The 4,428-nt window shown below is 75.1% G+C and carries 4 protein-coding genes and 3 pseudogenes; 2 read left to right on the top strand and 5 right to left on the bottom strand.

What is annotated here, in order from left to right; all coding sequences use genetic code 11:
* Positions 1-253: pseudogene (locus tag B0E53_RS33370) on the bottom strand (phosphatase); the annotation flags it as partial.
* 242 nt (positions 254-495) lie between these two features.
* Between B0E53_RS33370 and B0E53_RS33365 the strand changes: the two are divergent.
* Together B0E53_RS33365 and B0E53_RS33360 are read left to right on the top strand one after the other, a co-directional pair.
* Positions 496-989: pseudogene (locus B0E53_RS33365) on the top strand (sigma-70 family RNA polymerase sigma factor).
* Entirely contained in the window at positions 986-1,702 is a 717-nt protein-coding gene (locus B0E53_RS33360) for a zf-HC2 domain-containing protein (protein WP_107079581.1), read from the top strand. The pseudogene B0E53_RS33365 and the gene B0E53_RS33360 overlap by 4 nt, the downstream one beginning before the upstream one ends.
* 7 nt (positions 1,703-1,709) lie before the next feature.
* Here B0E53_RS33360 and rarD read toward each other — a convergent pair whose 3' ends face one another.
* The 4 genes and pseudogenes from rarD to B0E53_RS33340 form a co-directional block, all read right to left on the bottom strand.
* The gene (gene rarD / locus B0E53_RS33355; protein ID WP_107079580.1) at positions 1,710-2,636 is read right to left on the bottom strand and encodes an EamA family transporter RarD; all 927 of its coding nucleotides are present in this window, start codon (positions 2,634-2,636) and stop codon (positions 1,710-1,712) included.
* The gene (locus B0E53_RS33350; protein WP_107079579.1) at positions 2,633-3,121 is read right to left on the bottom strand and encodes a GNAT family N-acetyltransferase; all 489 of its coding nucleotides are present in this window, start codon (positions 3,119-3,121) and stop codon (positions 2,633-2,635) included. Before B0E53_RS33350 ends, rarD begins: the two co-directional genes overlap by 4 nt.
* A gap of 94 nt (positions 3,122-3,215) precedes the next feature.
* Positions 3,216-3,602, bottom strand: coding sequence for a phage holin family protein (locus tag B0E53_RS33345; protein WP_107079578.1), 387 nt, complete (start codon positions 3,600-3,602; stop codon positions 3,216-3,218).
* 47 nt (positions 3,603-3,649) lie between these two features.
* Positions 3,650-4,428: pseudogene (locus B0E53_RS33340) on the bottom strand (type VII secretion protein EccE); the annotation flags it as partial.

The following is a 4,428-nucleotide window of genomic DNA, read 5'->3' as shown; positions in this document are numbered from 1 at the left end:
CCGGGGCCGCGCCGGCGAGGGCACCGGCCACGGCGCCGCCGAAGCCGAGCACGAGGGCGCCCGCTGCGCCGGCCCGCACCACGCCGCGCCGGGAGACCTCGGCGTCGACCAGGTCCCCGAAGTACGGGTTGTCGGAGCGGTTCGGCACCGGGTGGTCGCAGGCGTTGCCGCACCGGTACTGGCAGGTCATGGCGTCCCGTGCGCCGTGGCGGGTGGCGCCCAGCAGCGGGAGCAGCCGAGGTCGGTCGCTCATGGGGTGGAGCCTCCTGATCGGACGTCGGAGGCGCGCCCGGATCACCCGGTCGCGCGTACGGGCCGGACGCTGCCAGGGCCCGGTGAGCGGTCACCGGCGGGCACGTGAACCGGACGTGAACAGCTACCGTGTGACCTGCGGCTGAACCGTTCGGCGTCACGGCACGTATCAAGGGGCGAACGCATCGCCGGTCTCCCCGCCGCCGGAAGCGAGGTACCGCCATCAGTGACCATGACGCCCGACTGCTGCGCGCGCTGCACGACGAGCATGCCGACCGCTCTTCGCGCACGCCCTCCGGCTGGTCAACGGCGACCGCTCGCGCGCCGAGGACCTGGTGCAGGAGACCCTGCTCCGGGCCTGGCGGCATCCCGAGTCGCTGGACCCGGGGCGCGGCTCGGTCCGCGCCTGGCTCTTCACCACCGCGCGGAACCTGGCCATCGACGCCTGGCGCCGGCGGTCCACCCGCGTCGGCGAGGTCTACACCGACGAACTGCCCGAACCCGCCGAGACGGTCGACGAGACGGAGCGCGCGGTGGAGGCGTGGACCGTGGCCGAAGCGCTTAACCGGCTCAGCCCGACCCACCGGGAGGTGCTCGTGGAGTGCTTCTACCAGGGGCGGTCGGTAGCGGAGGCGGCCGCCCGGCTCGGGGTGCCGCCGGGCACGGTGAAGTCCCGGACGCACTACGCGCTGCGTTCACTACGGTTGGCGCTGGCCGAGATGGGGGTGACCGGATGACCCGCTGCGAGTTCGCGCACGACGACGGCGCGTACGTGCTGGGCGCTCTCGCCCCCGCCGACCGGGCGGCCTACGAGCGGCACCTGGCCGGCTGCGCGTCCTGCCGCGACGCGGTCGCCGAGATCGCCGTGCTGCCCGGCCTGCTGGGCCGGCTCGACCCGGCCGGGCTGGAGCAGTTCCTGCCGTCCGCCACGGAGAGCTCCCGGGTGCCCGCGCTGCTCGACGCCGCGCGGGAGCGCCGGCGCCGCGAGCGGTCCCGGTCCCGGCGACGGTACGCGCTGACCGCGCTCGCCGCGGCCGTGCTCGCCGTGCTGGCCGGCGTCGGGGTGTCCCTGGTCCGCCCGCCGGCCGCCCCGCCCCCGACGGCGACCGCGACGGCGAGCGCCACGGCACAGGTGCCCATGACGGCCATGCGGCCGGTCGCCGGCCCGGTGCCGCTGCACGCCGAGGTCGGCCTGACCGACAAGAGGTGGGGAACCGAGGTCACCATGCGCTGCGGGTACGAGCAGCGCGCCGGTCACCGTGAGGCGTACACCTTCCGGCTGGTGGCGCACGGCCCGGACGGCGCGACGGAGCAGGTCGGCACCTGGCTGGCCGCCCCCGGCGACAACGTCCGGGTGGTCGGCGCCACCCACTTCACCCACGGCGAGCTGGTCCGCCTCGAACTGGTTCGCGCCGACGGCACCCCGGTCCTCGCCTACGACGCCCGCTGAGGCGCGGTCAGCGGGCCCCGGCGGGCACCGGGGTGGCGGCCGCCCGCGCCGCGGCGCGGGTCCGGCGGGTGTGCCGGAGGGCGTCCGCGGTGAACACCACGAGGGCGAGCCAGACCAGGGCGAACCCGGCCAGCCGGGCCGGCGGCATCGGCTCGTGGAAGACCAGCACGCCGCAGCCGAGCTGGAGGATCGGCGCGAGGTACTGCAACATGCCCAACCCGGTCAGCGGCAGCCGGTTGGCCGCCCCGGCGAAGAGCAGCAGCGGGATCGCCGTGGCCGCGCCGGCCAGCACCAGCAGCGCGGTGTGCCCGGCGGAGCCGTGGCCGAACGTGGCCTCGCCCTGCCGGCCGAGCCAGCCGAGGTAGGCCAGGGCGGGGAGGGCCAGCACCGCCGACTCGACGAAGAGCCCCTCCGCGGCGGGCAGCCCGAGCCGCTTCTTGACCAGGCCGTACCCGGCGAAGCTGAAGGCCAGCACGAGGGCCAGCCAGGGCAGCCGGCCGTAGTCGACGGTCAGCACCGCCACCGCGAGACCACCCACGCCGAGCGCCGCCCACTGCGCCGGGCGCAGCCGCTCGCGCAGCACGAAGACCCCGATCAGCACCACGACCAGCGGGTTGATGAAGTAGCCGAGGGCGGTCTCCACCACCCGGTCGGAGTTCACCCCGTAGATGAAGGTGCCCCAGTTGACCGCGATGAGCGCGGCGGCGGCCGCGATGGCGGCCAGCGCCCGGGGTCGCCGGGCCAGCGCCCGCAGGAAGCCGATGTTGCGCATGGCGGCCAGCAGCAGCGCCACGAAGACCACCGACCAGACGATCCGGTGCGCGAGGATCTCCACCGGCCCGGCCGGGCGGAGCAGCTTCAGGTAGATCGGGAAGAAACCCCAGAGCAGGTACGCGCCGAAGCCGTAGAGGTAGCCGAGACGGGTCTGGTTCACGCCTCCACCGTAAGTGGTGAACCGGCGCTCTGCTCCTTTCCGGTGAGCTGGGTCACCCGCTGGTCGTACTCCATCCAGCGGCCCGGCTCGACCGGCGTGAAGCCGACCTTCGCGTAGACCCCGTGCGCGTCGTTGGTGGCCAGCACGATCCGGCGTACGCCCCACTCGGCCAGGTGGTCGCGGGCCGCGCCGGCCAGCCAGGTGCCCAGCCCCCGGCCCCGCTCGGCCTGGTCGACGTAGACGTCGCAGAGCCAGGCGAAGGTCGCCCGGTCGGTGACCACCCGCGCCACCGCGACCTGCCGCCCGTCCCCGGGCCGGTAGACGCCGAAGCCGATCGACCCGGCGAAGGCCCGCCCCACCGTGTCCCGGTCCCGCCCGAGGGCCCAGTAGGCGTCGGTGGAGAGCCAGTGGTGCACCCGGTCCAGGTCGAGCCGGTCCGGATCGGTGCTGAGCAGGTAGCCGTCATGGCGGGTCAGGGTGAACACCCTTCGACCCTAGTTGCGGCCCGACCCGGCCTCGCCAGCCAATTCCCGCCCACTGGCCTTGGCCGGCGGGCGGGAACCGACGGGCGGTGCGGGCTCAGTCGCGGTCGAGGACAGCGCCGAGGATCCAGGTGACGATGCCGACGAAGAGCGCGCCCAGCACCGCGGCCGGCCAGAAGCCGTCCACGTGGAACGGCAGCCCCGCCTCACCAGCGATCCAGCTGGTGAGCAGGAAGAGCAGGCCGTTGACCACCAGCGCGATCAGGCCGAGGGTCAACAGGTAGAAGCCGCAGCCGACGGTCTTGATGATCGGCTGGAGCACCGCGTTGACCACGCCGAAGATCACCGCGACGAGGACCAGCGTGGTCACCGTCTCGGTGGCCGAATCCGAGTCCAGTGTGATGCCGGGGATGAGCAGCGTGGCCAACCAGAAGGCCACCGCCGTCGAGGCCAGCCGGATCAGAAGACCCTTCAGAAAATCCATGGCCGGGATCGTGCCACGCCGCGTCGACTCGCGAAACCCGTGCCGGCTCAGTGGCGGGCCGGGCGACCGACCAGTTGCGACTCGATCGGCGTCGGCGAGAGCAGCGCCCAGCGCAGCGCCCGCCGGTTCACCACCGCCACCATGTCGTCCCGGATCCGGGTCAGCCACTCCGCCGACCCGCCCAGGCCGAGCGCCGCACCGGCCAGCGCCGCCTCGCCGGGGTCGAGCGGTTGCAGGATCGCCAGGTCGGCGCGGGCCAGCGCGGCCGTGTCGGCCGGGGTCAGCTCGTCGCGGACCACCAGCACCGACTGCCAGGCCGCCGCCGGACCGATCACCGGCGGCACCGGGCCGGCGTCGACCACCAGCAGCAACGGTTGCAGCGGCGAGCCGGGCGCGCCGCCGACCGGCCGCCCCGGTGGGACCAGCGGCACGGCGCCGCCCGGTGCGCCGACCCCCCGGACGAACGGCTCCCAGACCCGGGGCCGGGTCGTCTGCACCGCCACCCGGGCACCGAGCGCCAGCGCCCGGAGGGTCAGCAGCTGGGCCGCGCGTACCCCGCCGACCAGCAGCAGCCGGGTCGTCGTGGGGCGGAACAGGCGTACGGTCACGGCGCCGCCGTGCCGGTTGGCGCCCACCATCAACCCGGACTCGCCGAGGGCCAGCTCAAGGGCGGCCAGCTCGGGCCCGGCCGGGGGCGCGGCCGCCCGGGCGACCGCCAGCGGCAGGGTGGCCGCCAGCCCGCTCAGGTGCTCGCCGTCCAGCCGGCGCAGTTGCGCGCCGAGATCCCCGGCGAGCCGGCACAGCGCCCGCTCGGCCACCGCCAGCT

It is taken from the genome of Micromonospora sp. MH33 (assembly GCF_003013775.1).
GTDB classification, from domain to species: domain Bacteria; phylum Actinomycetota; class Actinomycetes; order Mycobacteriales; family Micromonosporaceae; genus Micromonospora; species Micromonospora fulviviridis.
Note: the sequence above shows the minus strand (reverse complement) of the source record. Positions and strands in the feature narration are given on the sequence as shown.

Bases quoted from the DNA above. Each gene is read 5' to 3' on its own strand.
- B0E53_RS33360 (WP_107079581.1), top strand. From the start codon at position 986: ATGACCCGCTGCGAGTTCGCGCACGACGACGGCGCGTACGTGCTGGGC.
- B0E53_RS33345 (WP_107079578.1), bottom strand. From the start codon at position 3,602: ATGGATTTTCTGAAGGGTCTTCTGATCCGGCTGGCCTCGACGGCGGTG.